General features: G+C 70.0%; 27 protein-coding genes. 19 read left to right on the top strand and 8 right to left on the bottom strand.

Annotated elements, in window-relative coordinates:
* Positions 1 to 119: integrase core domain-containing protein (locus FK219_RS08040; protein WP_152582548.1), on the top strand; the 119-nt coding region annotated here is incomplete at its 5' end.
* On the opposite strand, the gene FK219_RS08035 is transcribed toward FK219_RS08040, so the two are convergent.
* The gene (locus FK219_RS08035; RefSeq protein WP_152582547.1) at positions 116 to 2,044 is read right to left on the bottom strand and encodes an acyltransferase family protein; all 1,929 of its coding nucleotides are present in this window, start codon (positions 2,042 to 2,044) and stop codon (positions 116 to 118) included. The two genes, FK219_RS08040 and FK219_RS08035, sit on opposite strands and share 4 nt — an antisense overlap.
* Positions 2,045 to 2,069: 25 nt before the next feature.
* On the opposite strand from FK219_RS08035, the gene FK219_RS08030 reads away from it, so the two are divergent.
* The 4 genes from FK219_RS08030 to glmM all read left to right on the top strand — a co-directional run bounded on the left by FK219_RS08030 (position 2,070) and on the right by glmM (position 5,478).
* Complete coding sequence (locus FK219_RS08030) at positions 2,070 to 2,948, top strand: tRNA pseudouridine synthase A (RefSeq protein WP_328821648.1); 879 nt, start codon at positions 2,070 to 2,072, stop codon at positions 2,946 to 2,948.
* Positions 2,949 to 3,100: 152 nt separating this feature from the next.
* Positions 3,101 to 3,547 carry a 50S ribosomal protein L13 gene (gene rplM / locus FK219_RS08025; RefSeq protein ID WP_152582545.1) on the top strand — a complete coding sequence of 149 codons (447 nt, stop codon included), beginning with the start codon at positions 3,101 to 3,103 and terminating at the stop codon, positions 3,545 to 3,547.
* 24 nt (positions 3,548 to 3,571) lie between these two features.
* The gene (rpsI, locus tag FK219_RS08020; RefSeq protein WP_152582544.1) at positions 3,572 to 4,090 is read left to right on the top strand and encodes a 30S ribosomal protein S9; all 519 of its coding nucleotides are present in this window, start codon (positions 3,572 to 3,574) and stop codon (positions 4,088 to 4,090) included.
* Between the two features lie 26 nt (positions 4,091 to 4,116).
* The gene (gene glmM / locus FK219_RS08015; protein ID WP_152582543.1) at positions 4,117 to 5,478 is read left to right on the top strand and encodes a phosphoglucosamine mutase; all 1,362 of its coding nucleotides are present in this window, start codon (positions 4,117 to 4,119) and stop codon (positions 5,476 to 5,478) included.
* Between the two features lie 29 nt (positions 5,479 to 5,507).
* On the opposite strand, the gene FK219_RS08010 is transcribed toward glmM, so the two are convergent.
* Together FK219_RS08010 and coaA are read right to left on the bottom strand one after the other, a co-directional pair.
* Positions 5,508 to 6,299 (bottom strand): methyltransferase domain-containing protein, encoded by a 792-nt coding sequence (locus FK219_RS08010; RefSeq protein WP_152582542.1) that lies wholly within the window; start codon positions 6,297 to 6,299, stop codon positions 5,508 to 5,510.
* Positions 6,299 to 7,243: a type I pantothenate kinase gene (coaA, locus tag FK219_RS08005; protein WP_152582541.1), complete on the bottom strand. Its 945-nt coding sequence runs from the start codon at positions 7,241 to 7,243 to the stop codon at positions 6,299 to 6,301. Before coaA ends, FK219_RS08010 begins: the two co-directional genes overlap by 1 nt.
* 45 nt (positions 7,244 to 7,288) lie before the next feature.
* Here coaA and glmS point away from each other — a divergent pair, with 45 nt between their 5' ends.
* The 9 genes from glmS (at position 7,289) to FK219_RS07960 (ending at position 14,520) form a co-directional block, all read left to right on the top strand.
* Positions 7,289 to 9,139: a glutamine--fructose-6-phosphate transaminase (isomerizing) gene (gene glmS / locus FK219_RS08000; RefSeq protein ID WP_152582540.1), complete on the top strand. Its 1,851-nt coding sequence runs from the start codon at positions 7,289 to 7,291 to the stop codon at positions 9,137 to 9,139.
* A gap of 20 nt (positions 9,140 to 9,159) precedes the next feature.
* Complete coding sequence (locus tag FK219_RS07995) at positions 9,160 to 9,543, top strand: holo-ACP synthase (RefSeq protein WP_152582539.1); 384 nt, start codon at positions 9,160 to 9,162, stop codon at positions 9,541 to 9,543.
* Complete coding sequence (gene alr, locus FK219_RS07990; RefSeq protein WP_152582538.1) at positions 9,540 to 10,640, top strand: alanine racemase; 1,101 nt, start codon at positions 9,540 to 9,542, stop codon at positions 10,638 to 10,640. The genes FK219_RS07995 and alr overlap by 4 nt, the downstream gene beginning before the upstream one ends.
* Entirely contained in the window at positions 10,637 to 11,155 is a 519-nt protein-coding gene (gene tsaE, locus FK219_RS07985) for a tRNA (adenosine(37)-N6)-threonylcarbamoyltransferase complex ATPase subunit type 1 TsaE (protein ID WP_328821647.1), read from the top strand. Before alr ends, tsaE begins: the two co-directional genes overlap by 4 nt.
* Positions 11,139 to 11,756 carry a tRNA (adenosine(37)-N6)-threonylcarbamoyltransferase complex dimerization subunit type 1 TsaB gene (gene tsaB / locus FK219_RS07980; protein ID WP_152582537.1) on the top strand — a complete coding sequence of 206 codons (618 nt, stop codon included), beginning with the start codon at positions 11,139 to 11,141 and terminating at the stop codon, positions 11,754 to 11,756. The genes tsaE and tsaB overlap by 17 nt, the downstream gene beginning before the upstream one ends.
* A complete protein-coding gene (rimI, locus tag FK219_RS07975) occupies positions 11,753 to 12,235 on the top strand; it encodes a ribosomal protein S18-alanine N-acetyltransferase (RefSeq protein ID WP_152582536.1) in 483 nt (160 codons plus the stop codon). Before tsaB ends, rimI begins: the two co-directional genes overlap by 4 nt.
* Positions 12,232 to 13,275, top strand: a complete 1,044-nt coding sequence (gene tsaD, locus FK219_RS07970; protein WP_152582535.1) for a tRNA (adenosine(37)-N6)-threonylcarbamoyltransferase complex transferase subunit TsaD — start codon at positions 12,232 to 12,234, stop codon at positions 13,273 to 13,275. Before rimI ends, tsaD begins: the two co-directional genes overlap by 4 nt.
* Before the next feature lie 111 nt (positions 13,276 to 13,386).
* Positions 13,387 to 13,695, top strand: a complete 309-nt coding sequence (locus tag FK219_RS07965; RefSeq protein ID WP_152582534.1) for a DUF4190 domain-containing protein — start codon at positions 13,387 to 13,389, stop codon at positions 13,693 to 13,695.
* Positions 13,696 to 13,851: 156 nt separating this feature from the next.
* Positions 13,852 to 14,520 (top strand): DUF4190 domain-containing protein, encoded by a 669-nt coding sequence (locus FK219_RS07960; protein WP_152582533.1) that lies wholly within the window; start codon positions 13,852 to 13,854, stop codon positions 14,518 to 14,520.
* A 6-nt stretch (positions 14,521 to 14,526) separates the two neighbouring features.
* Here the strand turns inward: FK219_RS07960 and FK219_RS07955 are convergent, their stop codons facing one another.
* Positions 14,527 to 15,735, bottom strand: a complete 1,209-nt coding sequence (locus FK219_RS07955) for a class I SAM-dependent methyltransferase (RefSeq protein WP_152582532.1) — start codon at positions 15,733 to 15,735, stop codon at positions 14,527 to 14,529.
* 143 nt (positions 15,736 to 15,878) lie between these two features.
* Between FK219_RS07955 and groES the strand changes: the two genes are divergently transcribed.
* The 4 genes from groES (at position 15,879) to FK219_RS07935 (ending at position 20,093) form a co-directional block, all read left to right on the top strand.
* Positions 15,879 to 16,175, top strand: coding sequence for a co-chaperone GroES (gene groES, locus FK219_RS07950; protein WP_152582531.1), 297 nt, complete (start codon positions 15,879 to 15,881; stop codon positions 16,173 to 16,175).
* A 138-nt stretch (positions 16,176 to 16,313) separates the two neighbouring features.
* Complete coding sequence (gene rarD / locus FK219_RS07945) at positions 16,314 to 17,243, top strand: EamA family transporter RarD (protein ID WP_152582530.1); 930 nt, start codon at positions 16,314 to 16,316, stop codon at positions 17,241 to 17,243.
* Positions 17,244 to 17,355: 112 nt separating this feature from the next.
* Positions 17,356 to 18,621, top strand: coding sequence for an ABC transporter substrate-binding protein (locus tag FK219_RS07940; protein WP_152582529.1), 1,266 nt, complete (start codon positions 17,356 to 17,358; stop codon positions 18,619 to 18,621).
* Positions 18,622 to 18,833: 212 nt separating this feature from the next.
* Positions 18,834 to 20,093 (top strand): ABC transporter substrate-binding protein, encoded by a 1,260-nt coding sequence (locus FK219_RS07935; RefSeq protein WP_152582528.1) that lies wholly within the window; start codon positions 18,834 to 18,836, stop codon positions 20,091 to 20,093.
* Positions 20,094 to 20,292: 199 nt separating this feature from the next.
* Here the strand turns inward: FK219_RS07935 and FK219_RS07930 are convergent, their stop codons facing one another.
* Genes FK219_RS07930 through FK219_RS07915 form a run of 4 tightly spaced genes read right to left on the bottom strand, consistent with a single transcriptional unit; the run spans position 20,293 to position 24,233 of the window.
* Entirely contained in the window at positions 20,293 to 21,069 is a 777-nt protein-coding gene (locus FK219_RS07930) for an ABC transporter ATP-binding protein (RefSeq protein ID WP_152582527.1), read from the bottom strand.
* Positions 21,041 to 21,973, bottom strand: coding sequence for an ABC transporter ATP-binding protein (locus FK219_RS07925; protein ID WP_168212589.1), 933 nt, complete (start codon positions 21,971 to 21,973; stop codon positions 21,041 to 21,043). Before FK219_RS07925 ends, FK219_RS07930 begins: the two co-directional genes overlap by 29 nt.
* Entirely contained in the window at positions 21,963 to 22,943 is a 981-nt protein-coding gene (locus tag FK219_RS07920) for a branched-chain amino acid ABC transporter permease (protein ID WP_152582526.1), read from the bottom strand. Before FK219_RS07920 ends, FK219_RS07925 begins: the two co-directional genes overlap by 11 nt.
* Positions 22,944 to 22,952: 9 nt before the next feature.
* Positions 22,953 to 24,233: a branched-chain amino acid ABC transporter permease gene (locus FK219_RS07915; protein WP_152582525.1), complete on the bottom strand. Its 1,281-nt coding sequence runs from the start codon at positions 24,231 to 24,233 to the stop codon at positions 22,953 to 22,955.
* A 278-nt stretch (positions 24,234 to 24,511) separates the two neighbouring features.
* On the opposite strand from FK219_RS07915, the gene guaB reads away from it, so the two are divergent.
* Positions 24,512 to 26,014 (top strand): IMP dehydrogenase, encoded by a 1,503-nt coding sequence (gene guaB / locus FK219_RS07910; RefSeq protein WP_152582524.1) that lies wholly within the window; start codon positions 24,512 to 24,514, stop codon positions 26,012 to 26,014.
* Positions 26,015 to 26,162 lie beyond the last annotated feature (148 nt).

Here is a 26,162-nt window from a genome sequence, read left to right as displayed (position 1 = left end):
CGCGCGCAGCTGACTACCCGAGGTGGCTGCATCACTACAATCACCACCGACCCCACACCGGCATCGGCGGATCAACCCCAGCCTCCCGCGTTCACAACCTCACGGGGAAATACAGCTAGCGCGGTCGATGAAGACCGGGGTTCTCGTCGTAGTCGACGAGCGGAGGCAGATCGGCGATGCGCTGCAACGCCGCGACGAGCGTCTCGGTATACACCTGCCCGCCGGTCGGGCCCGGGTGGATCTGGTCGGGTGCGAGCAGGGAGAGCCGAGGGCTGATGGCCGCACGCCAGTCGCTCAGTTCGACGAGCCGATAGGTGCGCGCGAAGTCCACGAGGTCGGCGTTGACACCCTCCGTCCACCCGCGCGGTGCCTGCGCGCTCACGAGCACGAGAGTGCGCTCGGGGCCGAGAAGCGCCCGCACCTCATGGAGCGTCTCCGGGTCGATCGGGCCGTTCGTGCCGAGCCCGAGTACGACCGTGCCGCGCAGGCGGTCCGACTCCACGAGGGAGCGCACGATCTGCGGTGCCTGACGCATCTGCCGAGACACGACCGCGTCGATCGCGATGCCGGGGAACCGTTCCTGCAGCTGCGGCGCCGCCGCCAGCATGACGGAGTCGCCGATCGCGGTGATCTCGTCGCCCGAGGGCAGCGTGCTGCCCACCGTCGCCGCGGGCTCCTCGTCCCGCGGTGCCGGACGGTCGGTGCGACGCTGCGACTCCTCGACGGCCAGTCGGCCGGCGGCGATGAGCTCGGCTGCCTCTGAGCGGGGAGGCGCCTGCGCGACCGCGGTGCTCGCGGCAGCCAGGAGCGCGAGGGCGCCGACGGCCGCGAGGGCGCGCAGGGTCAGGGGCTGCGCAGCGTGAGGCGCGCGACGGAAGGGCGACTCCACGAGTCGGTAGCTCGCGGCCGCCAGCAGTACAGAGCCCGTGAGCGCGATCACCCCGAGCAGCCAGGTATCGCCGAGGTTTGCGCGGTCGAGCGCGGGCAGTTGCGCTCCGAGCAGCACGATCACGGGCCAGTGCCACAGGTACAGCCCGTAGGACCTCTCACCGACCCAGCGCGGGAGCGGAGCATCCAGAAGGGTGGTGAGCCGGCTCTCGGGCCGGTCGGCAGAGGCGATGACCGCGAGAGTGAGCACGACGGCGACGACCAGACCGCCGCGATACGTCGCCGCACCATCGATCGTGAGCACGAGGGAGAGCCCGACGAGGCCGAGACCCGCAAGCACCCCGCCGACATCGGTGAGCATTCGCGCGCGTGCGGGGCCCGCGGTGACCCTCGAGCGCCGCGCGCGGAGGAGGGCGAGTGCGGCGCCGGCCGCGAGCCCGAAGCCGTGGGTGAGAGTCGAGAAGTAAGCGGCGGAGGCTGCTGCTGTGTCGAGGGCGGGGTCGCCGGTGAGGAGCGCCATCGCCGCGGCAGACGAGATCGCGAGCGCGCTCACGAGGGCGATGCGGATGCTCGACCGAGGAATCGCGAGCAGCGCGAGCAGCACGAGCGGCCAGAGCAGGTAGAACTGCTCCTCCACCGCGAGCGACCAGAGGTGCCGCAGCAGCTCGGGGCTCGTCTGCGTCAGGTAGTCCGCTCCCGTCGCGATCGAGAACCAGTTGTAGCTGAACGTCAACGCCCCGACGAGCTGCCAGCCGATACCCACGAGCACGTCGCCGCCGATGAGTGCGGCGAGACCCGCGGAGACCGTCACGACGAGCACGAGAGCGGGCAGCAGCCGCCGCGCGCGCCGAACCCAGAAGCGCCGCAGAGCGATGCCGCCCGACCGGCCGTGCTCCTCGAGGAGGAGAGTCGTGATGAGGTAGCCGCTCACGACGAGGAAGACGTCGACGCCGAGGAAGCCGCCCGGCGCGAGGCCGGGGAAGAGGTGGTAGGCGAGCACGAGCACGATCGCGAGCGCCCGGAGGCCGTCGAGACCCGGCAGGCGCCGCGCGTCCGCGCTCTCGACGGGTCGCGGTGTCTGGAACATGCTCCCCCGAATCGCCGTCGTCTCGTCATCGAGCCTCGGGGCGGACGACCGCCGACCCGTGCGCCCCATCGTAGGATGGTCGGCCGTGAACACTGTGCGCCTTCGGCTCGACCTCGCCTACGACGGCGCGGCGTTCTCCGGCTGGAGCCGGCAGCCCGGCCTGCGCACGGTCGAGGGCGAGCTGGGCGCTGCGCTCGCGACGATCCTGCGCCGGGGCGCCGACCCCGTGGACGCCCCGAGGCTCACGGTCGCGGGGCGCACCGATGCGGGAGTGCACGCCATCGGGCAGGTCGCCCACCTGGAGCTGTCGCCCGAGGAGTGGCACGAGATCGCCCAGCGCGACCGGCGGCGCGGCCCGCGGGAGGGCGGCCCCGCGGCCTCCCTGCGCCGCCGGCTCAACGGCATCGCCGGTCGCCACGGCGACCTCGTCGTGCGCGACGCGACGCGCGCACCCGCCGGGTTCGACGCGCGGTTCTCCGCCCTGTGGCGCCGCTACGAGTACCGCCTCGTCGACCGCGCGGGCCCGCGCGACCCCCGACGTCGCGGCCACACGCTGTGGGTCGACGAGACTCTCGATCTCGCCGCGATGGACTCCGCGAGTCGTGCGCTCACGGGCCTTCACGACTTCGCGGCATTCTGCAAGGCGCGCGAGGGCGCGACGACGATCCGCACCCTGCTCGACTACTCGTGGTCGCGCGATGAGGACGGCGCACTCATCGGCCACGTGCGCGCGGATGCCTTCTGCCACTCGATGGTGCGCGCTCTCGTCGGTGCGGCGATCGCAGTCGGTGCCGGGCGCCTCGACGAGGATGCCCTGCTCACCGTCCTCGATGGAGCGCGCCGAACCGGCGCCGCTCCTGTCGTGGGCGCGCACGGGCTCACGCTCGTCGAGGTGGGCTACCCGCCCGACGCCGAGCTCGCGGCCCGCGCCGAGCAGACCCGCGCGCGACGGGACCCTCTGCTCTCAGATTGACCGGCGGGCCTCGGCCGAGTAGGCTCTCCCCTTGGTGTCCGTCGCCGACGGGCATCCAGTTGAGCCCTCCACCGAGGCGTTCTCGCGCGATCTGCGTCGAGAACTCCCACCGGAGTGGGATTCGCGAACACCTCGACCAGAAAGTACGCACTGTGACGCGCACCTTCAGCCCCACGCCCGCTGACATTCAGCGCGACTGGGTCGTCATCGACGCAACCGATGTCGTCCTCGGCCGCCTCGCCAGCCACGCCGCCGTTCTCCTGCGCGGCAAGCACAAGCCCACCTTCGCCCAGCACATGGACATGGGCGACTTCGTCATCGTCGTCAACGCCGAGAAGGTCGCCCTCACCGGCGCCAAGCTCGAGCAGAAGATGGCCTACCGCCACTCGGGCTACCCGGGCGGCCTGTCGGCGATGAGCTACTCCGAGCTCCTCGAGAAGAACCCCGTTCGCGCCGTCGAGAAGGCGATTCGCGGCATGCTGCCGAAGAACTCGCTCGGCCGCGCTCAGATCAAGAAGCTCAAGGTCTACGCGGGTGCCGAGCACCCCCACGCTGCGCAGCAGCCGAAGACCTACACCCTCGACCAGGTCGCTCAGTAGCGGCCGCCGACGACGCTAAGGACAATGAGCAACGTGGCAGACGTGACGAACAGCGACAACACGAGCACCGACGCGGCGACCGAGGTCGCCCCCTCGAGCTACTCGACCGAGTCGACCGCCCCCGCAGCGGAGGCCGCGCCCCGCGCGATCCTCTCCGTGTCGGGCGCAGCAGTGGGCCGCCGCAAGCAGGCGATCGCCCGCGTGCGCATCGCGCCCGGCGCAGGCACCTACGTGGTGAACGGCCGCACCCTCGAGGAGTACTTCCCCAACAAGCTGCACCAGCAGCTCATCAACGACCCCTTCACCGTGCTGCAGCTCGGGGGCGCCTACGACGTCACCGCGCGCATCACCGGTGGCGGCCCTTCGGGTCAGGCGGGCGCGCTGCGCCTCGCCATCGCGCGCGCACTCAACGAGATCGACCGTGAGAACAACCGCGCGACCCTCAAGAAGGCCGGGTTCCTCACGCGCGACGCTCGCGTGATCGAGCGCAAGAAGGCTGGTCTCAAGAAGGCGCGCAAGGCTCCGCAGTACTCGAAGCGCTAGTCGCCTCCGAGTTTCGGACCACCCACATGGGTCGCCTTTTCGGCACGGACGGGGTTCGAGGGCTGGCCAACGGTGATCTCACCGCTGACCTGGCCCTCGGCCTCTCCCAGGCCGCCGCTCGCGTGCTCACGCAGGGTCGGCACGCCGATGAGTTGCGCGCTCAAGGCAAGCGCCCGACGGCGATCGTCGCGCGCGACCCGCGCGTGTCGGGGGAGTTCCTGACGGCGGCCGTGTCGGCGGGGCTCGCGAGCTCGGGCATCGACGTGCTCGATGCCGGTGTCATCCCCACCCCCGCCGCCGCCTTCCTCGTCGGCGACATCGGGGCTGACTTCGGCGTCATGATCTCGGCATCGCACAACCCCGCGCCCGACAACGGCATCAAGTTCTTCTCCTTCGGCGGCACCAAGCTGCCCGACGAGGTGGAGGACCGCATCGAGGGTGCACTCGAGGGCGAAAAGCTCGCGCCGACGGGCGAGGCGGTGGGGCGCATCCGCCGATTCGCCGATGCGGAGGACCGCTACCTGCTGCACCTGCTGCGCACCCTGGATGCTCGGCTCGACGGCCTGCACATCGTCATCGATTGCGCGCACGGCGCTGCGGCGGGCATCTCGCCGCAGGTGTTCAGCGACGCCGGTGCCTCGGTGAGCGTCATCGGGTCTGACCCCGACGGCCTCAACATCAACGACGGCGTGGGCTCGACCCACCTCGAGCCGCTGCAGCGTGCCGTGCTCGAGCAGCGCGCCGACTTCGGCATCGCCCACGATGGTGACGCCGACCGCTGCCTCGCGGTCGATGCCGACGGGCGCATCATCGACGGCGACCAGATCATGGCGATCCTCGCCGTCTCGATGCAGCGTCGCGGCATGCTCGCCCAGAGCACCCTCGTCACGACGGTCATGAGCAACCTCGGTCTCTCGCGCGCCATGGCCGAGCACGGCATCACGGTCATCCAGACGAAGGTCGGCGACCGGTATGTGCTCGAGGCGCTCGCGCAGCACGGCTTGAGCCTCGGCGGCGAGCAGTCTGGCCACATCATCTTCCAGGAGCACGCGACGACCGGCGACGGCATCCTCACGGGCCTGCAGCTCGCCGCCGAGATGGCGCGCACGGGGCGCACGCTCGCCGAGCTCGCCGACGTCATGACGGTCTTCCCCCAGGTGCTCATCAACGTGCGCGGCGTGGACCGCACGCGCGTTCACGACAGTGCTCCCCTCGCGGAGGCCGTCGCCGCGGAGGAAGCGCTGCTCGGCGACAGCGGACGTGTGCTGCTGCGGGCGAGCGGCACCGAGCCGATGGTGCGCGTCATGGTCGAGGCGGCAGACCAGGAGACCGCGCAGGCGGTCGCCGAGAGGCTCGCCGCCATCGTGTCGGCCGAGCTGGGCGTCTAGGGCTCCCGCCTCAGGCGCCCACGCCGCGCTCAGACCGTGGCGAGCAGCTCGGTGTGGGTCATCGAGAAGTAGCCACGCTCATCGGCAGCCCACGTGCGCCAGGCGGCGCTGATCGCGTGCAGCTCGTCGACGGTGGCGTGCCCGCCCTCGAGGGCGTCGGTCGCGAAGCTCGAGTGGAGTGCGCGCTCCGCCCACGCTCCACCCCACCACTCGCGCTCCTGCGCTGTCGTGAAGGCCCACGCGGAGGCCATGAACTGCGGTGCGGAGAGCCCGGCGTCGAGCGCCCAGCTCGTGAGGTGCCGCCCGGCATCGGGCTCGCCGCCGTTCGCGCGGTGCACCCGGCGCACGACGTCGAGCCACAGCTCGAGCTCCGGCAGGAGGGGAAACCACGTGGTGGCGGCGTAGTCGACTTCGCGCGCGGCCACTACGCCTCCCTCGCGAGCCACGCGTGCCATCTCGCGCAGCATCGCCACGGGGTCCTGCACGTGTTGCAGGGTCTGATGGGTGTGCACGATGTCGAAAGTCTGGTCGTCGAACGGCAGCGCGTAGGCGTCGCCGAGGACGAACTCCGCGCTCGACTCGAGTTCGGCGGCCGCGTCGAGGGCATCAGGAGCGGCATCCACGCCGACCACTCGACCCGGCGCGAGTCGCTCGGCGAACTCGGCGGTGATGGTTCCCGGCCCGCAGCCGACGTCGAGCAGCGAGCGACCGGCCACCAGGTGGGGTTCGAGGTAGTGGGCGGAGTTCGCGATCGTGCGCCAGCGGTGCGCGGCCAGGACGCTCTCGTGGTGTCCGTGGGTGTACTTCTCGTGGCTCGCCATCAGATCTTCCTCAAGAGGACGGTCGACACGGTGTGGTCGTGCTCCTTGCGCAGCACGAGAGACGCGCGCGCGCGCGTCGGCAGGATGTTCTCGACGAGGTTCGGCTCGTTGATCTCGCGCCAGATCTCGCGCGCCTTGGCGACGGCTTCGTCGTGGGAGAGCGTGGCGTAGCGGTGGAAGTAGCTGCGCGGGTCGGCGAAGGCGCCGCTCTGCAGGGCGAGGAAGCGGTCTTCGTACCACTGCGCGATATCGCTCGTGCGGGCGTCGACGTAGACGGTGAAGTCGAACAGGTCGCTCACGGCGAGACTCGCCCCCGGCCCTGGGGGCTGCAGCACGTTGAGCCCTTCGACGATGAGGATGTCGGGCCGCCGCACGATGATCTCGGCATCGGGAACGCGGTCGTAGGTCAGGTGCGAGTAGACCGGCGCGCGCACCTCTTCGACGCCCGACTTGACGCGCGAGACGAATCGGAGGAGGGCGCGGCGATCGTAGGACTCGGGGAACCCCTTGCGGTGCAGGATGCCTCGGCGCGCGAGCTCGGCGGTGGGCAGCAGGAAACCGTCCGTCGTGACGCGCTCGACGCGCGGGGTGTCCTCCCACCGCGAGAGCAGCTCGCGCAGCAGTCGGGCGATCGTCGATTTGCCGACCGCCACGGAGCCGGCGACCCCGATGACGAAGGGCGTGCTGCGCCCGCTCTCGCCGAGGAAGCTGCGCGTCGCCGAGTGCAGATCGCGGGCGCCCGCCGCGTAGAGGTTGAGCAGACGGCTCAAGGGCACGTACACCTCGGCCACTTCGCGCAGATCCAGTGAGTCGCCGAGACCCCGCAGTTGCACGAGCTCCTGCTCGGTGAGCGGCTGCGGCGTGGCGGGGGCGAGCGCCGCCCACCGTCGGCGATCGATCTCGACGAAGGGACTGGTCTCGCGCGCTGCGCTCGCCTCGGGCATCGGCTCCACGTTACTCCCGTCCACGGAGCCCTAGAATCGACAGTCATGTGTGGAATCGTGGGATACGTCGGCCCTCGGGGCAGTGTCGAGGTGCTGCTCGGCGGCCTGAAGCGCCTGGAGTACCGCGGCTACGACTCGGCGGGCGTCGCTGTCATCGACGATCAGGGGGCGTTGGGCACCCGCAAGCATGCGGGCAAGCTGCGCGTGCTCACCGACGACCTCGGTGCGACGGCTCTCGCCGACGGCGGCACCGGCATCGGCCACACGCGATGGGCGACCCACGGCGGGCCGACCGATGAGAACGCCCACCCGCACCTCGGCGACGGCGGCCAGCTCGCCCTCATCCACAACGGCATCATCGAGAACTTCGCCCCCCTCAAAGAGGAGCTCGTCGCGCGCGGCCACGAGTTCCACAGCGAGACCGACTCCGAGGTGGCCGCCCTCCTCGTGGGGGAGGCCTACCGCGAGACGGGCGATCTGACCGCGGCCATGCTGCATGTCGTCCAGAGGCTCGAGGGTGCCTTCACGCTTCTCGCCGTGCACGCCGGCCAGCCGGGCGTCGTCGTGGGCGCTCGCCGCAACTCTCCGCTCGTGATCGGCCTCGGCGATGGCGAGAACTTCCTCGGCTCAGACGTCGCGGCATTCGTCGAGCACACGCACCGCGCGATGGAGATCGGGCAGGACCAGCTCGTCACGATCCGCCCCGACAGCGTCGAGGTCGTCGGCTTCGACGGCGTCGCGGTGACGCCGAAGACCTTCGAGGTCGACTGGGATGCGACGGCGGCCGAGAAGGGCGGCTGGTCGAGCTTCATGGCGAAGGAGATCAGCGAGGAGCCGGAGGCGATCGCGAAGACGATCCTCGGCCGGGTGAGCGACGGGCTCGTCCATGTTCCCGAGCTGGATGCTCTGGGCGACGATGTTCTGCGTGGCATCGATCGCGTGCTCATCATCGCGTGCGGCACGGCCGCCTACGCGGGCCTCGTCGGCAAGTACGCGATCGAGCAGTGGGCGAGGGTGCCGGTCGACGTCGAGCTCGCGCACGAGTTCCGCTACCGCGACCCCGTGCTGTCGACCTCGACCCTGGTGATCTCGGTGAGCCAGTCGGGCGAGACGATGGACACGCTCATGGCCGTGAAGTTCGCCCGCGAGGCGGGAGCGCGCACGCTCTCGATCTGCAACACGCAGGGCGCGACGATTCCGCGCGAGTCGGACGCCGTCATCTACACGCACGCGGGCCCCGAGGTCGCGGTCGCCTCGACCAAGGCCTTCGTGGCGCAGATCACCGCGATGTACCTCTTCGGGCTGCAGCTCGCGCAAGCGCGCGCGACGCTCGACGACGAGACGGTGCGCGGCCTCGTGGCGGAGCTGCAGGAGGTGCCCGAGAAGCTCACGAAGGTGCTCGAGGTGGGAGATCGCATCCGGGAGCTCGCCCACTGGATGGCCGACACCCGCTCGGTACTCTTCCTCGGCCGCCACGTCGGCTACCCGGTCGCGCTCGAGGGAGCCCTCAAGCTCAAGGAGCTCGCGTACATCCACGCGGAGGGCTTCGCGGCGGGCGAGCTCAAGCACGGGCCGATCGCCCTCATCGAGCCCGGGCAGGTCGTGTTCGTGATCGTGCCCAGCCCTCGCGACGAGCGCTCGCTGCACGCGAAGGTCGTCTCGAACATCCAGGAGATCCGAGCGCGCGGCGCGCGCGTCATCGCGATCGCGGAAGAAGGCGACGTCGCCGTGCTGCCGCACGCCGATGAGGTCATCCGCATCCCCCTCGCGTCGCCGTTCTTCGAGCCGCTGCTCGCCGTCGTGCCCCTGCACATCTTCGGTATGGAGCTCGCGGCCGCGAAGGGACTCGACGTCGACCAGCCGCGCAACCTCGCCAAGTCGGTGACGGTCGAGTAGCCGATGCCGCGGATGCGCTCGTGATCGTCGGGATCGGCGTCGACGTCGTCGACCTGGCCCGCTTCGAGCGCGCCGTGGGCCGCACCCCGGGCCTGATCGATCGGCTCTTCGCCCCCGCCGAGCGGGGCCTGCCGCTGCGCTCGCTCGCGGGGCGGTTCGCCGCGAAGGAGGCTCTCCTCAAGGCGCTCGGGGTCACGGATGGCGTGCGATGGCACGACATGCAGGTGGTCTCTGACGCGGAGGGCAACCCCGATCTGCGGGTGAGCGGGCGTGCCGCGCAGATCGTGGAGAGCCGAGGCATCGCGCACCTGCACGTGTCGATGTCGCACGACGCGGGCGTCGCGACCGCGTTCGTCGTCGCCGAATCCGACGACGCCGCCTTCACCGCGGGAGGCGCAGCATGACGCGCCCCTTCCGCGAGGCCCGCATCGATGTGAGCGCGATCGCGCACAACACCGAGAGGATGCGGCGCGCAGCGCCGACGCCCCACTTCATGGCCGTCGTCAAGGCCGACGGCTACGGCCACGGTGCGGTGCGGGCCGCACGCGCGGCGCTCGAGGCCGGCGCCGATCATCTCGGGGTGGCCGACGTCGCGGAGGCGCTCGAACTGCGCGCCGCGGGCATCGACGCGCCCGTGCTCGCGTGGCTGCACGACCCGCTCGCCGACCTGGACGCGGCGGCCGCCGCGGGCATCGAGCTCGGGGTGAGCTCTCTCGCGGAGGTCGAGCGCGTGGCCGCGGTCGGGCATCGCGCCGTCGTGCACGTGAAGGTCGACACCGGGCTCAGCCGCAACGGTGCTCCCGCCGCGCAGTGGGGCGCGATCGCCGAGGCGGTCGCCCGCGCGCAGGCGGCGGGCTCGCTGCGTCTGGGCGGCGTCTTCACCCACCTGTCGAATACGACGGCCGAGGAGGACCGCGCGCAGCTCGTCGCCTTCGAGGAGTTCCTGGATGCGGCGCGCTCCGCGGGCCTCGAGCCCGGACTGCGCCACGTCGCGGCGTCGGCCGCCGCGCTCGACCATCCTGCGGCGCGCTACGACATGGTGCGCGTCGGGATCGCGCTCTACGGCATCGCCCCTGAGGACCACTTGCGCGGCGCCGTGCCGTTGCGCCCGGCGATGGAGCTCAGTGCGCGCGTCGTGAACGTCAAGCGGGTTCCCGCGGGCTCCGGGGTCTCCTACGGCTATCGCTATCGCACCGATCGGGCGACGACGCTCGCGCTCGTTCCGCTTGGCTATGCGGACGGCGTGCCGCGACACGCAGTGGACGGCCCCGTCGTGATCGAGGGTCGGCGCCATCGCGTCGTCGGCCGTGTCGCGATGGACCAGTGCGTCGTCGACGTCGGCGACGCCGACGTCGCGGTGGGTGATCGCGCTGTGCTCTTCGGCGACCCTGCGACGGGCGCCCCCGCTCCCGAGGAGTGGGCCGACGCCGCGGGCACCATCGGCTACGAGCTCGTCACGCGGCTGGGGCGGCGGGTGACCCGCACCGAGGTGCGCTCGTGAGCGGTGCCGCGCACCTCACGATCCCCGACCCGGAGGCCATGGAGCAGCTCGGCGCGCGCATCGCTACGCAGCTGCGGGCGGGCGATACCGTGCTGCTCACGGGCGAGCTCGGGGCGGGCAAGACCACGCTCACGCGCGGCCTCGGGGCCGCGCTCGGCGTGCGGAGCACGGTCACGAGCCCCACGTTCGTGCTCGCCCGCACGCATCCGCGCGGGGACGGCCCGCCGCTCGTCCACGTCGATGCGTACCGGCTGGCGGACGCGCGAGAGCTCGACGACCTCAACCTCGACTTCACAGAGAGCATCACCGTCGTCGAGTGGGGGGCGGGCCTCCTCGAGCACGTCATCGACGAGTGGCTCGCCGTGACGATCGCGCGGCCGCACGGCGCGGGCGACGACGACTCCTCGTCGCCCCTCGACCCCTCGCTCGAGCCGATCGAGCCTCGCAACGTCACCATCGAGGGAGTGGGCGCCCGCTGGGCCGACCTAGGCTGGCTACATGATCCTGGCGATTGACACCTCGGCGGGAACCTCGGTCGCCCTGCTCGACGAGGACGGCACGGTCATCGCCGAACGCTCGACTCCCGACACTCGCCGGCACGCGGAGGTCATCGGGCCGTTCCTCGCCGAGGTGCTCGCCGCGGCTCCCGACGTGCGCGGCTCCCTGACCGCGGTGGCGGCAGGCATCGGCCCCGGCCCCTTCACGGGCCTGCGGGTCGGTCTCGCGGCGGCGCGCGTTCTCGCGCTCGGTCTCGGCATTCCCGTGCTCGGCGTGCCGAGTCACGAGGCCGTCGCGCTGCGCCTGCTCGTCGCGGGCGAGGTGGCCGGTCGCTTCGCGGTCGTCACGGATGCCCGCCGCCGGGAGGTGGCGGTGACCGTCTACATCGCGGCACTCCCGATTCCGGCGGAGGCCGAACCGGCCCACCTCGTCGAGCGCCTCGCTTTCGCGCCCGCGCCGGGGCTCACCGTGCACGAGGTTGCCGAGATTCCCGCGGTCTGGCTCGCACGGGCGGCCCAGGCGCGCAGCGCGGCCGGCGCATCCTTCTCCGATGCGGCGCCCCTGTACTTGCGAGCACCCGATGTGACGCTCGCCGCCCCCAAGCGGGTGTCGGCATGAGTGCGTCACTCGCCGACGGCGCGCCGGGCATCCGGCTGCGGGAGGCGGTGCTCGCCGACCTCGACGCGATCATGCACCTCGAGCGTGCGACCTTTCCGACCGACGCATGGAGCAGGGACGTCATGGCGGCCGAGCTCGCCTCGCCGCACACCGTGTACCTCGTGGCCGAGTCGGGCGACGAGGTCGTCGCCTACGCGGGCCTGAGCGCGGTGCCCCGCGCCGAGCAGGCCGACCTGCAGACGATCGCGGTCGACCCGACGCACCGGCGGCTCGGCGTCGGCACCGTGCTCGTGCAGCACCTGCTCGCGCTCGCGCGGGAGCGGGGCGCGCGGGAGATGCTGCTCGAGGTGCGCGCCGACAACCCCGGGGCGGAGGCCCTCTACGAGCGCCACGGCTTCGCCCGCATCGCCGTGCGGCCGCGCTACTACCAGCCCGACGATGTCGACGCGATCGTCATGCGCGCGGAGCTGATCTCGTGAGCCTCGTGCTCGGCATCGAGACGAGCTGCGACGAGACCGGCATCGGCATCGTGCGCGGCTCGACCCTGCTCGCCAACGTCATCTCCTCCTCGATGGAGGAGCACGCCCGCTACGGCGGCGTCGTGCCCGAGGTCGCCGCACGCGCGCATCTCGAGGCGATCGAGCCCGCCATCCGGGCGGCCCTCGCCGAGGCGGGCGTGACGCTCGCCGACCTCGACGCGATCGCCGTCACGAGCGGCCCGGGGCTCGCGGGCGCGCTCATGGTCGGCGTGGGCGCCGCAAAGGCGCTCGCTCTCGCGCTCGACCGCCCGCTCTACGCCGTCAACCACCTCGTCGGGCACGTCGGTGCCGACGTGCTGCGCGACGACGGCACCGCGCTGGAGCTGCCGACCGTGGCGCTGCTCGTCTCCGGGGGTCACACGAGCCTCCTGCTCGTGCGCGACCTCACGAGCGACGTCGAGCTGCTGGGGGAGACCATCGACGACGCCGCGGGGGAGGCCTTCGACAAGGTCGCCCGCCTGCTCGGGCTGCCGTACCCGGGCGGCCCGCACATCGATCGCGTCGCCGCGGAGGGCGACCCGGCGGCCATCCGCTTTCCCCGCGGGCTCACGCTGCCGAAAGACCTCGAGAGGCACCGCTACGACTTCTCGTTCTCGGGGCTCAAGACCGCGGTCGCGCGGCACGTCGAGCGCCTGCGTGATGCGGGCCAGGAGGTGCCCGTGGCGGATGTCGCGGCGAGCTTCCGTGAAGCGGTCGCCGACGTGCTCACGGCGAAGGCGGTCGCGGCCTGTCAGGATCTCGGCGTTCCCCGCCTCCTGCTCGGCGGGGGAGTCGTCGCCAACGCGCGCGTGCGGGCGCTCGCCGAGGAGCGCGCCGCGGCGGCGGGCGTGAGCCTGCGCATCCCGCCCCTCGCTCTGTGCACCGACAACGGTGCCATGATCGCCGCGCTGGGCGCCCAGCTCATCGCCGCGGGGCACGCGCCCTCGGCGCTCGACGTGAGCGCCGACTCGACGCTGCCGGTCACGCACATTCAGGCGTAGGGATGCTCGCAGGCGGCTTCGCCGCGCCCGCGCGAGCGTTGACACCCCCTCGGGACACTGGAAACATGGGATCGCCCACCCCGGTATCGCCACGACACCATTAGGAGCACCATGACTGACGCACCTCCTCCCGCCCCCGAGCCCTCGTCGACGCCGTACTCGTCGGCTCCCGAGCAGAAGACCAACACGCTCGCGATCGTCGCGCTCATCCTGGGAATCCTCATTCCCATCGCCGGCATCGTCGTCGGCCACATCTCGCTCAGCCAGATCAAGAAGACCGGGGAGAACGGCCGCGGCCTCGCCCTCACCGGCACCATCCTCGGCTACGTCTTCAGTGTGCTCTGGATCATTTTCTGGGTCGTCACGCTCATCCTGCCGTTCCTCATCTTCGGCAGCGCGGTCACCTACAGCTCCTTCTAGAGCTGTCGATCTCAGGCCCGTCCGCGACGAAGCGGGCGGGCCTTCGTCGTCTGTGTCGTCTCCGTGTCGTCAGTCCCGCGACCGCAGGCCTCGCCCGTCGTGGTCGCCGATCGCTAGGCTGAGGGCATCCGTCATCCGCTCGAGCGAGGACACCGCATGGCCAGCACCGACATCCCCAGCCCCGCCGCCAACGAGGGGGCTGCCGACGAGCCGCTCGCCGCGGCGAAGAAGCCGGCAGCAGCCAAGAAGCCCGCTGCGAACAAGCCCGCTGCGAACAAGCCCGCTCCTGCGAAGAAGCCCGCGGCTGCGAAGAAGCCGACCGCCGCGCCGCCGCCCCCGCCTCCCGCTCCGGTCGAGGCGGCCCCTGCCGCGACGCCGCCTCCCGCGGCAGCGACTGGGCCCGTTGCGCCGCCCGCGACCCCTGCGGCACGCCCCGACCCCTACGCGGCGCCGCCGGCAGCGCCAGCGGCACCGTACGGTGCGCCCGCGGCATCGCCGTACGCGCAGCAGCCCTACGCGAGCCAACAGCCCTACGCGGCCGCGCCCGCCGGCCCCGCGTCGACGCTGAGCATCCTCGCGCTCATCGGCGGCATCGTGGGCCTGCTGCTCTCGTTCGTCGGCTTCGGCCTGCTCCCCGCGCTCGCGGGCGTCATCCTCGGGCACCTGGGTCTCAAGCGCGAGCCGCACGCTCGCGGCATGGCCATCGCGGGGCTCGTGACCGGCTACATCGGGCTGGGAATCTCGATCCTGTGGGGCATCTTCTGGATCGGCATCTTCCTGCTGCCCCTGCTCTTCATCCCGGCGGCGACCCTCGGCGGCTTCTAGTCGCCGCTAGCCGCTGCTCGTCGCGCGAGGCGGTTCGTCCGCCCGCTCGGCGAGCAGGGCGACCTTCTCGCCCGCGGCGCGGGTGAGGATGAGCACCGCCGAGTGCTCCCCGCGCAGTTGCAGCTTCGGCCGCAGCACTGCCGGGTCGATGTCGACTCCGCGCTTCTTGATCTCGAGCACGCCGATGTCGCGCGCGGCAAGCTCGCGCCGCAGCAGGCGCACGTCGAGGGGCCAGCGCTCGAGAACTCGGAACGCGCGCGCGAAGGGTGTGGGCGTGAGCCGGTCGGCCGTGATGTACGCGATCGTCGGGTCGAGCATCCGGCCCCCCAGGCGGCCAGCCAGCAGGCCGATGAGGCGGGCGCGGATGACGGCGCCGTCGGGCTCGTAGACCCACTCGCCGAGGGCGCCGACCGCTGCGTCGTCACTGTCGTGCTCCGCGGTGAGCTCGTGCGCGCTGTCGTCGGTGCCCAGCACGAGCGCGGCGCGACCGATGCCCGGGCGCGCGAGGCGGCCGCTCCACAGCACGAGCTCGACGACGTCGCCCCCTACGGAGACCCACTGCGCTTCGCCGGAATCGGGCAGCAGCCCGCGGTCCATGCCCGGCCCGAGCTTGATGCCCGCCGGCCGCCGACGGGCGAGCTCGAGGGCCGTGTCGAGGCGGGGCGCCCAGTCGCCCGGGTCGGCGAGGCGGCGCGCGCCCTCACGCCGTGCCGGGTCGAGCCAGATGCCGTCGACGCCGTCGAGGTCGATCGAGGCCAGGTCGCCGTGCACGACCCGGGCGGTCGGCCAGGGCGCCAGGTTGTAGGCGGCGAGGGCGGCAGTGACCTCGTCGCGCTCGACCGCGGTCACGCGCAGGTCGAGCGCGGCCATCGCCATCGCGTCCCCGCCGATGCCGCAGCCCAGATCGGCGACGTGCTCGAGGCCCGCGGCAGCGAAGCGACCGGCGTGGAGCGCGGCGACGCGCAGCCGGGTGGCCTGCTCGAGGCCTCCTTCGGTGAAGAGCATGCGCTCGGCGAACGGACCGAACTTGGCCGCGGCCCGGCGGCGCAATCGGTACTGCGAGAGCACGGCAGCGACGCGACCAGCGGGATGCCCGTCCCGACGCAGCCGCCCCACGAGCCGCACGACATCGTCGGTGGAGGTGCTCGGCTCGAGCGAATCGAGCAGCGCGAGCGCCTCCGGCGTCAGCAGTTCTCGCAGCTCGGCGCTCTCCATGCCAGCGATCCTCCCACCCTTGAGCGCTCCGCGCATTGGCACTCGGATTGCATGAGTGCTAACTCCTTGGGTACAGTGGTGCTGGCACTCGCAGGGCGAGTGTGCCAACTCCCTCATCGTCTTTAGGAAAGAAGAGGTCAACCGTGTCGGTCTCCATCAAGCCGCTCGAAGATCGCATCGTCATCAAGCAGGTCGAGGCGGAGCAGACCACTGCTTCGGGTCTCGTGATCCCGGACACCGCCAAGGAGAAGCCCCAGGAGGGCGAGGTCGTGGCGGTCGGCCCCGGTCGCATCGACGACAACGGCAACCGCGTTCCCATCGACGTCTCCGTCGGTGACCGCGTGCTGTACTCGAAGTACGGCGGAACCGAGGTCAAGTACGACGGCGACGAGCTGCTCGTCCTCTCGGCGCGCGACGTGCTCGCGGTGGTCGTCCGCTAGAGCGGACAACCCACGAATCGAGACCCCCGTGTGCGCTTCGGCGCGCCGGGGGTCTCGGCGTCTGCGAGGCTTTCGGCGTCTGCGTGGGTGCGCTGATGCTGTGCGTCGAGCGCGCGTGACCGGCACTACAGTGAGCCTGTGCCCGACCCTCGTTCCTCGTCGACCGGCCTTCTCGCGGCTGTCAGCGCCTACGGACTCTGGGGTCTGCTGCCGGTCTACTTCATCGCCCTTGAGCCGACGGGGCCGGTCGAGATCGTCGCGTGGCGCATTCTGCTGTCCCTCGTCTTCTGCCTCATCATCATTGCTGCGACGCGCTCCTTCCCCGCCCTGCGGCCCCTCGTCGTCGACCGTCGCATCCTGCTCCTCAGCGCTGTTGCCGCGGCCCTCATCGCTGTCAACTGGCACGTCTACGTCTACGCGTCGGTCAGCGGCCTCATCGTCGAAGCCGCACTCGGATACTTCATCAACCCCATCGTCACGGTCGCACTCGGGGTCGTCTTCCTGCGGGAGCGGCTGCGGCCCGCTCAGTGGTGCGCAGTCGGTCTGAGCATCATCGCCGTCATCGTGCTCGCGGTCGGCTACGGCACGGTGCCGGTCCTCGCACTCGCGCTCGCGTTCTCGTTCGGCTTCTACGGCTACGTGAAGAACCGGATGGGGCCCGGCGTCTCGGCCGTGGGCGGGCTCACCCTCGAGACCGCGTGGCTCGTGCCGCTCGCCGTCGGCCAGCTTCTCGTCCTCGCCGGCCTGGGTGCGCTCACCGCTGGCACGGTCGGCCCCGGGCACACCGTCGCGCTCGCGCTCGCGGGGATCGTCACCGCCATACCGCTCCTCTTGTTCGCCGCGGCGACTCGGCGGCTGCCGCTCACCGTCGTCGGCTTCGTCCAATACCTCAATCCGATCCTCCAGTTCCTCTTCGGTGTGGTCGTGATGGGGGAGGCGATGCCACTCGAACGCTGGGTCGGCTTCTCCCTCGTCTGGCTCGCGCTCATCGTGCTGAGTACCGATGCAGTGCGCGCGCGCCACCACTCCCGACGCCGCGCCGCACCGCCGCCGGTCGAACCGGTCTGAGTCGTGGAGCGCTAGGGTGCGGATGAGCAGACCCGGTCGTCTGCCGGGAGTCGGCCCTGGGCATCCCGCACCATAACGGCATTCGACACCGACCAGCGTGAAGGAGACTCCGATGCGCACGACGCTCCTCCCCACTGCAGCGATGCTCGCGGTGGCGGCGCTCAGCCTCACGGCGTGCACGGGCATCGGGCCTATGCCGACCCCCAGCGCAACACCGAGCGCCGTCGCGACCGTCGAGGCAAGCGGCGACGGCGTGCTGCGCATCGGCACGCTCTTCCCCACGAGCGGGGACATCGCCTTTCTCGGCCCTGCCCTCGTCGCTGCCTCCGAGGTTGCGGTGCGCGACGTCAACGCGGGCGGAGGAATCCTGGGCGAACCCGTCGAGATCTTCCACCGCGATTCGGGGGACGCCTCGGGCGATGACCTCGAGTCGGCGATGGCAGACCTCCTCGAGCTGGAGGTCGACGTGATCATCGGGCCGGCGACCTCCGTGCTGGCCGAGCGGATCATCCCGCTCGCCGCAGAGGCCGGCGTGACTGTCATCTCGCCCGCGGCCACCTACCCCTCCCTGCGCGCACAGGATGAGGATGGCGTGCTCTTCCGGACCATCCCGTCCTACGAGAAGCAGGGGGCGCTCATCGCCGAGTCAGTGCTCGCGGCGGGGGGCTCCTCGATCGTGCTCGTCACCGACGACGACGAGCTCGGCCTCGCCCTCGAGGCGAGCATCGTCTCGGCTCTTGCGGAGGACGACGCGCAACTGGGCGGACTCGAGATGCTCACCGCATCGAGCAACCTCGAGCGCATGGCGGCTGACATCGCGACGATCGAGGCGGATGCCGTGGTCATCGCGACCACGACGGCGCTCGACGAGCAGACGCGGGGCCTCATCGTGGCGCTCTCCGAGGAGGGCGTCGCCGGGCGCACGCTCTGGCTGACATCCCAGAACATGGCCGACTACTCCGCCACCCTCCCCGAGGGCGTGCTGGAGGGTGCGTACGGGGTGCTCGAAGGCGCCCCCGCGAGCGACCAGTTCATCGCGCGGCTCCGACAGTCAGACCCGGCGCTGCGGAGCTACCGGTACGCGGTCGAGACCTACGACGCCGTCATTCTCGCCGCGCTCGCCGCGCTCGAGTACGACGATGACGGGGGGCCGTCGATCGCCGCGGGGCTGCCGCGCATCACGGCCGAGGGCTACCGCTGCGGGAGCGTGGCCGAGTGCCGGGTCGTCCACGATGACCTCGGCTCCTTCCACTACGTCGGCCTCGTCGGCGACGTCGCCTTCGACGCCTCGGGTGACGTCACGAAGGCCGACTACGGGCTGTACCGGTACTCGGAGGAGAATCGCCCAGTGCGCATCGGCACGCTGCGGCTGCGATGATCGATGGGGTCACGCTCGCGATGCGGAATCACGCGGTCCATGCACACTTCTCGACGGAATCCGTCGCTGTGATCGGATTGTGATATCGAATCTCGGCGTTACAGGGATGTAACCCGCACGTATTGTGCGTGCCTCACTACCGCCGTACGGTGGCTTAATGGTGACGTATCCCGTTGCCGTGTCCTGAACACATTCGAAACGCAAGGAGCAACATGGGCGTATTCACTTCCGGCTCGGCCGGCCGCTCTCGTTCTCTCAAGTCGGTCCTCGGCGGCATTGCCGTCCTGGGCACCAGCGCACTCATCCTTGGTGGATGCGCAGCGACGACAGAGGAAGAGCCTGCTGGCCCCGCTGAAGACCTGACTCTCACGATCGGCACCATCCTGCCCCAGAGTGGCGCGCTGGCGTTCCTCGGGCCCCCCGAGGAGGCGGGCGTCGCGCTCGCCGTGCAGGAGATCAACGAGGCGGGCACGAGCCTCACCGTCGAAGCGATCTACCGCGACTCCGGTGACACCACGACCGACACCGCGACCGTCTCGGTGACCGACCTCCTCTCGCAGGACGTCGACGCCATCATCGGCGCAGCGTCCTCGGGTGTCTCGTTCACGGTCATCGACCAGATCACCGGTGCCGGCGTCGTGCACTTCTCGCCGGCGAACACGTCGCCGGACTTCACGACCTACGACGACGATGGCCTGTACTTCCGCACCGCTCCCTCGGACCTGCTCCAGGGTGAAGTTCTCGGAAACCTGATCGCGGAGGACGGCGCGGCGACCCTCGGTCTGCTCGTGCTGAACGACGCGTACGGCACCGGTCTCGCGGCCCAGCTCACCTCGACCTTCGAGGCCGCTGGTGGCGAGGTCGTCGAGGAGCAGCTGTTCAACGAGGGTGACACGAGCTTCGACTCGCAGATCTCGGCGCTGACCGCTGCCAACCCCGACGCGATCGCCGTCATCACGTTCGACCAGGCGAAGATCGTCGTTCCGGGCCTCGTCGGCGCGGGATACCCGGGCGAGAACCTGTACTTCGTGGACGGCAACCTCGCCGACTACAGTGCAGACTTCGAGACCGGTCTGATCACGGGCGCCAAGGGCACTGCCCCGGCCCCGAACCTGACGGACGACTTCACCGACCGCCTGCTCGCCATCGACCCGGATCTGGACTCGTTCCTGTACTCCTCCGAGTCGTATGACGCCACCATCCTCATCGCGCTCGCCGCTCTCGCGGCCGGCTCGACCGATGGTGTCGACATCGCGTCGAAGCTGCAGGAGGTCTCGGGTGGTTCCGGCGACGGTGAGAAGTGCACGGACTTCGCGTCCTGCGCACAGATCATCGCCGACGGCGGCATCGTCGACTACGACGGCCCCTCGGGCCCGATCACGCTCAACGACGCCGGTGACCCCACTGAGGCCACCATCGGCATCTTCGAGTACGGCGACGACAACACCTACGCGGGCAACCGCCTCAACTAGTCTCGGCTAGCTGACCACGAAGGGCCCCGGCATCACGCCGGGGCCCTTTGTCGTGCCTTTGTCGTGCCGCTGTCGTGCCGCTGTCGTGCTGCTGTGGTGCCGGTGTCGTGACGCCCGGTGGTGGTGGGGGACCGCAAGCCGACACGCCAAGGCCCCGCAGAGACGTGCTCTGCGGGGCCTTGGTGACGTTCTGGGGGCGCTACTCCTGGCCGAGGGTGCCCAGGTACAGGCCGATGACCTTGGGGTCGTTCAGCAGATCACGGCCCGCGCCCTCGTAGGCGTCCGTGCCCTGGTCGAGCACATAGCCGCGGTCGCAGATCTGCAGGCAGCGCCGAGCGTTCTGCTCGACCATGATCGTCGTCACGCCCGCCTTGTTGATCTCTTTGACGCGCAGGAAGGCCTCGTCCTGCCGCACGGGCGAGAGGCCCGCGCTGGGCTCGTCGAGCAGAATCACTTCGGGGCTCATCATGAGGGCTCGGCTCATGGCGACCATCTGCCGCTCACCGCCGGAGAGCGAGCCCGCTCGCTGTCCGAGCCGCTTGCCGAGCTCCGGGAAGATGTCGACCACGAATTCCAGGCGGTGATCGAGCTCCTTGGGCTTCTGGAAGATGCCCATCTCGAGGTTCTCGCGAATCGTGAGGGTCGGGAAGACGTTGTTGGTCTGAGGTACGAAGCCGACGCCCTTGGAGACGAGCTTGTTCGCCTTGAGGTTCGTGATCTCGTCGCCGTAGAGCGAGATCGTGCCCTGCCGCACCTTGACGAGACCGAAGATGGACTTGAGCAGCGTCGACTTGCCGGCGCCGTTCGGCCCGATGATGCCGATGAGCTCGCCGTCGTAGGCGGTGAGCGAACAGTCGGTGAGGATGTCGATGCCCGGCAGGTAGCCGGCCGTCACCTTGTCGACATGGACGACGAGCTTGCGGTCGTCCACGGCGGCGCTTCCCGCGTCAGTGCTTGACTTCGTCGGCGTCGTCATCGGCCAGCTCCTTGATCGCTGATTGTGTCTCGGACTCGATCTCTCCGAGATCCTCGTCGTGGTGCGCGCCCAGATAGGCGTCGATCACGGCGGGGTTCGCCATGACCTCGTGCGGGTCGCCCTCGGCGACGATGCGGCCCTCCGCCATGACGATGACCCAGTCGGCGATGTGCCGCACCATGTGCATGTCGTGCTCGACGAAGAGCACGGTCATGCCCTGCTCCTTGAGGCCGAGAATGTGGTCGAGAAGCGATTGTGTGAGCGCCGGGTTCACACCCGCCATCGGCTCGTCGAGCATGACGAGCGTGGGCTCGCTCATGAGAGCGCGCGCCATCTCGAGCAGCTTGCGCTGACCGCCGGAGAGACTCGCGGCGTAGTCGTCCTTCTTCTCGAGGAGCTTGAAGCGTTCGAGCAGCACGAGCGCGCGCTCTTCGATCTCGGCCTCCTGCTTCCTCCAGATGAAGGGGAAGAGGGCGCGGAAGAGGCTCTCACCTCGCTGCCCCTTGGCACCGAGCTTCATGTTGTCGAGCACGGTGAGCAGCGCGAGAGCCTTCGTCAACTGGAAGGTGCGCACCTGGCCCTTGCGGGCAACCTTGAACGCGGGAATGCCCGAGATGCCGGAGCCGTCGAACGTCCACTTTCCCGAGTCGGGCTGATCGAAGCCCGTGAGCAGGTTGAAGAGCGTCGTCTTGCCGGCACCGTTGGGGCCGATGAGTGCAGTGATCGCGCCGCGGGGAATCTCGATGTGGTCGACATCGACCGCCGTGAGGCCGCCGAAGCGGCGTGTGATGTGATCGGCGACGATGATGGGGTCGGTCTTGGCCACCCCGGGGGCGGGTTCACCGACGTGGAGCCCCGTGGTCTTGATGGGGCCGGTGGCGTCACTCGGGCTGCTACTTGACAAAAGCCAGCTCCTTCTTGTTGCCCAGGATTCCCTGTGGTCTGTATATGACGATGAGCATGATCGCGATGCCGACGAAGATGAAGCGCAGCTGCCCCGCCTGCACGGTGGTCATGAAGGGCAAGAAGCCCTCGCTCACTGCGCGGGCGATGAAGCCCGAGAAGAACGACAGCAGCACCCAGAAGATCATGGCGCCGAGGATGGGGCCGAAGACCGTGGCCGCCCCGCCGAGCAGCAGGATCGCGTAGATGAAGAACGTTAGGGTCGGCTGGTAGTTGGCGGGCACGACAGACCGGGGCAGGATGAAGATCATGCCGGCGAGGGAGCCGTAGACGCCGCCGAGGATGAGCGACTGCATCTTGTAGAAGTAGACGTTCTTGCCGAGCGCGCGCACAGCATCCTCGTCCTCGCGGATGCCCTTGATCACTCGACCCCACGGGCTCTTGAAGAGCTGCCAGGTGATGAGTGCGGCGATCACGACCACGCCCCAGCCGACGATGCGAACCCACCAGTCGTACTCGTTGTAGACGAAGGGGCCGAAGCCGTAGGTGCCTTCGGGAATCGGGTTGAGGTCTTCGAAGCCGCCCTTGTAGCCCTGCAGGCCGTTGGCGGACCCCGTGACGGGCTCGAACACGTTCGTCGTGAACAGCAGGCGCACGATCTCGGCCGCGGCGATCGTGACGATCGCGAGGTAGTCGGCGCGCAGCCTCAGGGTGGGTAGACCCAAGATGAAGGCGAACACGATCGACGCGACGACGCCGAACAAGACCGCGGCCCATACGGGCCAGCCGAACGTGAGCGTCGCGATGGCGAAACCATAGGCGCCGAGCATCATGAAGCCCGCTTGGCCGAAGTTCAGCAGACCGGTGAAGCCGAAGTGCACTGCGAGGCCGAGGGCGGCGAGCGCGTAGGCGGCCGTCGTCGGGGAGATGAACTCCTGCGCGGCGTTGGAGAGTAGTTGAATCCAGTCCATGGTCCGCTCCTAGCCGATTCGTTCTTTGCGTCCGAGGATTCCCTGTGGCCGCACGAGCAGCACCAGGATGAGGATGATCAGCGCCCCGACGTACTTCGTGTCGGAAGGGATGATGAGCGTCGACATCTCGACGAAGAAACCGACGATGAGGGCTCCCACGAGAGCGCCGAACGCCGTTCCGAGCCCGCCGAGCGTGACTGCGGCGAAGGTCAGCAGCAGCAGCTGGAATCCCATGTCCCAGCCGACACCGGGGCGGAAGTACGCCCAGATGATGCCCGACATGCCGGCGAGGAAGCCGGCCAATATCCAGACGATGCGGATCACGCGGTCGACGTCGATGCCCGAAGCTGCCGCGAGTGCAGGGTTGTCGGAGACCGCGCGTGTCGCCTTGCCGACGCGCGTGCGCAGCAGGAAGAAGGCGACCGCCAGCAGGACCACGACAGAGAGCGCCATGCTGCCGACATCGACCCACGAGAGGCCGAACGCGCCGATCGAGAACGACGAGTCGGTCGCGCCGGGAAGCTGCTGGGTCTCGCCGCCGTAGAAGAACTGGAACACGTAGCGGAGGGCGAGGGAGAGCCCGATGCTCACGATCATCATCGGGATGAGCCCCACGCCCCGCTTGCGCAACGGCCTCCACAGTCCGGCGTCGTTGGCCCAGCCGAAGGCCGCACTCAGGATCAGCGCGATGAGGAGCGCGAGCCAGAGCGGCAGGGCGACGACCGTGCTGAAGGTGAGGGCCATGAGGGCACCGAAGGTGATGAGCTCGGCGTGCGCGAAGTTGCTCAGGCCGGTCGTGCCGAACACGAGTGAGAGCCCGATGGCGGCGAGTGCCAGCAGCAGACCGAAGTTCAGTCCGTTGAAGAAGCGATCGACGATCTGGTCCCACAGGTTGACCGTGTTGCGCTCGCCCTGGCCGATGAAGAAGTTCAGGACGGTGCTGCCGGACTGCCCGATGTTCACATCCCGGCTGTTGGGGGTCTCGTCGCCCTCCTGCGTCGTCTGCACGACGGCGATGCCATCGGGGAGCGTCGTCTCGTCGAGGGTGACGGTGTAGTCCCCTTGCACGGGCACGCCGACGGCCCAGCGGCCATCGGCGCCGGTGAGCACCTCGACACTGAAGCCACCGCCGTCGATGACGAGGCGAACATCCTCGAGGGGTTCGTCGGCAAGCTCGACGAGGCCGCTGATGCGGAAGTCGTACTCGTCGAGACCGACCTCGTCGGCAGCGGCCGGTGCGGCGACGGACAGAGTGAGAGCAGCCACGACCGTGGCGAACAGCACGGCCATGAGCCGCCGTGGTGCCCGCCGGGCGACTGGTCTGCTAGCAGCGTGTGCCACGAAACCTCCAGGTTGTTCCGGGTCGAGGCGTGCTGCCCCGCGGGCGGGTTGGGCCCTGTCGTCAACGTTGACGATACGGATCGTTTGTTGCCGCCGCGTTTCGCGGCGGCAACCGACGGTGACTAGCCATTATTGCCACGGAATACGTTTCTGCCTAACGCGTTAAGCTGGAGTACCGGGATTCGTCGTTGCATCCGGGCCCACTTCCAAGCACTTCGAGGGGACTCATGGACCAGCCCGATCCGTTCGGCTTCGTCGGCCTCACCTATGACGACGTCATGCTCCTGCCCGCCCATACCGACGTGATCCCGAGCGAGGCCGAGACCGCCTCGCAACTGACGCGGCGCATCCGTGTCAACGCTCCCTTGCTGTCCTCTGCGATGGACACGGTGACCGAGGCGCGCATGGCGATCGCGATGGCGCGCCAAGGTGGGCTGGGGGTGCTGCACCGCAACCTGTCGATCGACGATCAGGCCGAGCAGGTCGACAAAGTGAAGCGCTCGGAGTCGGGCATGATCACCAATCCCGTCACGACGACGCCGGATGCGACGGTCGCCGAGGTGGACGCCCTGTGCGGGCGCTTCCGCGTTTCCGGCCTCCCGGTCGTGGAGGGCGACGGCACGCTCGTGGGCATCATCACGAATCGCGACATGAGGTTCGTGTCGGCGTTCGAAGCTCCCACGACCCTCGTGCGCGACGTCATGACGGCCGCCCCCCTCGTCACCGGCCCCGTGGGTATCTCGCAGGACGACGTGCTCGCGCTCTTCGCCCAGCACAAGATCGAGAAGCTGCCGCTCGTCGACGACGCCGGCCGCCTGAGCGGGCTCATCACGGTCAAGGATTTCGACAAGAGCGAGAAGTACCCGAACGCGACGAAGGACGCCGCCGGTCGGTTGCGCGTCGGCGCCGCCATCGGGTTCTTCGGCGACGCCTGGGATCGCGCCGGCGCACTGCGCGACGCCGGGGTCGATGCGATCGTCGTCGACACCGCCAACGGCGACAGTCGCGGGGTGCTCGAGATCATCGCGCGCCTCAAGGCCGACCCGGCCTTCGCCGAGGTCGACGTCATCGGCGGCAACGTGGCATCGCGGTCAGGAGCTCAGGCACTCATCGATGCGGGCGCCGACGCCGTCAAGGTCGGCGTCGGCCCGGGTTCCATCTGCACGACGCGCGTGGTCGCGGGCGTCGGCGTGCCCCAGGTCACGGCTGTGTACGAGGCCTCGCTCGCGGCGCGTCCGGCGGGGGTTCCCCTCATCGCCGACGGCGGCCTGCAGTACTCGGGCGACATCGCGAAGGCGCTCGTCGCGGGCGCCGACACCGTCATGCTCGGCTCGCTGCTCGCCGGCACCGACGAGAGCCCGGGCGACCTCATCTTCGTGAACGGCAAGCAGTTCAAGTCGTACCGCGGAATGGGCTCGCTCGGAGCGCTTCAGACGCGTGGCACGAAGACCTCGTACTCGCGCGACCGTTACTTCCAGGTCGACGTGCCGAGCGACGAGCAGCTCATCGCCGAGGGCATCGAGGGTCAGGTGCCGTACCGCGGGCCGGTTGGCTCGGTCGTGTACCAGCTCCTCGGCGGGCTGCGGCAGTCGATGTTCTACACGGGCGCGCGCACGATCGACGAGCTCAAGCAGCGCGGCAAGTTCGTGCGCATCACCGCGGCAGGGCTCAAGGAGTCGCACCCGCACGACATCCAGATGGTCGTCGAGGCGCCCAACTACCGGCGGTAGCCCGCCAACTGGCCCACCTCACCCGTCGCGGATCACTGCGCCCGTTCCGGAACAGGTGGCGCGGCCCCGCTCGGGTGCCTCGCGTGAGTGGGAGTGGGGTGGGGTGCTCCCTCCCCAGAGGCCGAGTGCCGAGCGCGGTTCTGCAGAG

Source organism: Microcella pacifica (genome assembly GCF_009371975.2).
Lineage (GTDB): Bacteria > Actinomycetota > Actinomycetes > Actinomycetales > Microbacteriaceae > Microcella > Microcella pacifica.
Note: the sequence above shows the minus strand (reverse complement) of the source record. Positions and strands in the feature narration are given on the sequence as shown.